Source organism: Klebsiella sp. 2019SCSN059 (genome assembly GCF_021739525.1).
In the GTDB taxonomy this organism is placed as follows: Bacteria; Pseudomonadota; Gammaproteobacteria; order Enterobacterales; family Enterobacteriaceae; genus Klebsiella; species Klebsiella quasipneumoniae.
Map to the genome: position 1 here is coordinate 1 of NZ_JAKKOM010000094.1, position 2,066 is coordinate 2,066.

Below are 2,066 nucleotides of genomic sequence, written 5' to 3' on the forward strand. Positions count from 1 at the left end.
CTGATGGATCCAACCCCTCCGCTGCTATAGTGCAGTCGGCTTCTGACGTTCAGTGCAGCCGTCTTCTGAAAACGACAGTCAGAATAGAGTCTGCTTTCCCATTTTTTGACACATGCCCGCGAAGGTTATAGATTTCAGCCTGACAGAAATGGGCTTTGAGGCACAACGGAACAGAAAGTGCACTTAAGCCGCCTTCAACCAAGGAGACATCGTGCAGGGGCACCGCATCGGCTACGTCCGGGTCAGCAGCTTTGACCAGAACCCGGAACGCCAGCTGGAACAAACCCAGGTGAGCAAGGTGTTCACCGACAAGGCATCGGGCAAGGACACCCAGCGCCCCCAGCTCGAAGCGCTGCTGAGCTTCGTCCGCGAAGGCGATACAGTGGTGGTGCACAGCATGGATCGGCTGGCCCGCAACCTCGATGACCTGCGTCGCTTGGTACAGAAGCTGACTCAGCGCGGCGTGCGCATCGAGTTCCTGAAGGAGGGCCTGGTGTTCACTGGCGAGGACTCGCCGATGGCCAACCTGATGCTGTCGGTGATGGGGGCCTTCGCTGAGTTCGAGCGCGCCCTGATCCGCGAGCGGCAGCGTGAGGGCATCGCCTTGGCCAAGCAGCGTGGCGCGTACCGGGGCCGCAAGAAAGCCCTGTCCGATGAGCAGGCTGCTACCCTGCGGCAGCGAGCGACGGCCGGCGAGCCCAAGGCGCAGCTTGCCCGCGAGTTCAACATCAGCCGGGAAACCCTCTACCAGTACCTCCGCACGGACGACTGACACATGCCGCGTCGCTTGATCCTCTCGGCCACGGAGCGGGACACCCTGCTTGCGCTGCCGGAAAGCCAGGATGACCTGATCCGCTACTACACCTTCAACGACTCCGACCTGTCGCTGATCCGCCAGCGACGCGGCGACGCCAACCGCCTCGGCTTCGCCGTGCAGCTCTGCCTGCTGCGCTACCCCGGTTACGCGCTGGGAACCGACAGCGAGCTGCCCGAGCCGGTCATCCTGTGGGTGGCGAAGCAAGTCCAGGCCGAGCCGGCGAGCTGGGCAAAGTACGGCGAGCGCGACGTGACCCGTCGCGAGCATGCCCAGGAACTGCGCACCTACCTGCAACTGGCCCCGTTCGGCCTGTCCGACTTCCGCGCCCTGGTGCGCGAGCTAACCGAGCTGGCCCAGCAGACCGACAAAGGCTTGCTGCTGGCCGGTCAGGCCCTGGAGAGCCTACGGCAGAAACGACGCATCCTGCCGGCGCTGAGCGTGATTGACCGGGCCTGCTCGGAAGCCATTGCGCGAGCCAATCGGCGGGTCTACCGCGCCCTGGTCGAACCACTCACGGACTCGCATCGGGCCAAGCTGGACGAGCTGTTGAAGCTCAAGGCCGGCAGCAGCATCACCTGGTTGACCTGGCTGCGCCAGGCACCGCTGAAACCCAACTCTCGGCACATGCTGGAACACATCGAGCGGCTGAAGACATTTCAGTTGGTGGACTTGCCCGAAGGCCTGGGCCGGCACATCCACCAGAACCGCCTGCTCAAGCTGGCCCGCGAGGGTGGGCAGATGACGCCCAAAGACCTCGGTAAGTTCGAGCCGCAGCGCCGCTACGCGACCCTGGCCGCCGTGGTGCTGGAGAGCACCGCGACCGTGATCGATGAGCTGGTCGATCTGCATGACCGCATCCTGGTCAAGCTGTTCAGCGGCGCGAAGCACAAGCATCAGCAGCAGTTCCAGAAGCAGGGCAAGGCGATCAACGACAAGGTGCGCCTGTACTCCAGGATCGGCCAGGCGCTGCTGGAAGCGAAGGAAAGCGGCAGCGACCCCTATGCCGCCATCGAGGCGGTGATTCCCTGGGACGAGTTCACCGAGAGCGTCAGCGAGGCCGAGCTGCTGGCCCGGCCGGAAGGCTTCGACCACCTGCACCTGGTCGGCGAGAACTTCGCCACCCTGCGCCGTTACACGCCGGCCTTGCTGGAGGTGCTGGAACTGCGCGCCGCGCCGGCCGCGCAAGGCGTGCTGGCAGCCGTGCAGACCCTGCGTGAGATGAACGCCGACAACCTGCGCAAGGTGCCGG

General features: G+C 64.6%; 1 protein-coding gene and 1 pseudogene. Both read left to right on the forward strand.

What is annotated here, in order from left to right:
* The first annotated feature begins 211 nt into the window (after positions 1-211).
* Positions 212-772: a recombinase family protein gene (locus L2I46_RS28970; RefSeq protein ID WP_001161490.1), complete on the forward strand. Its 561-nt coding sequence runs from the start codon at positions 212-214 to the stop codon at positions 770-772.
* Positions 773-775: 3 nt separating this feature from the next.
* Positions 776-2,066, forward strand: a pseudogene (locus L2I46_RS28975) (Tn3-like element TnAs1 family transposase); the annotation flags it as partial.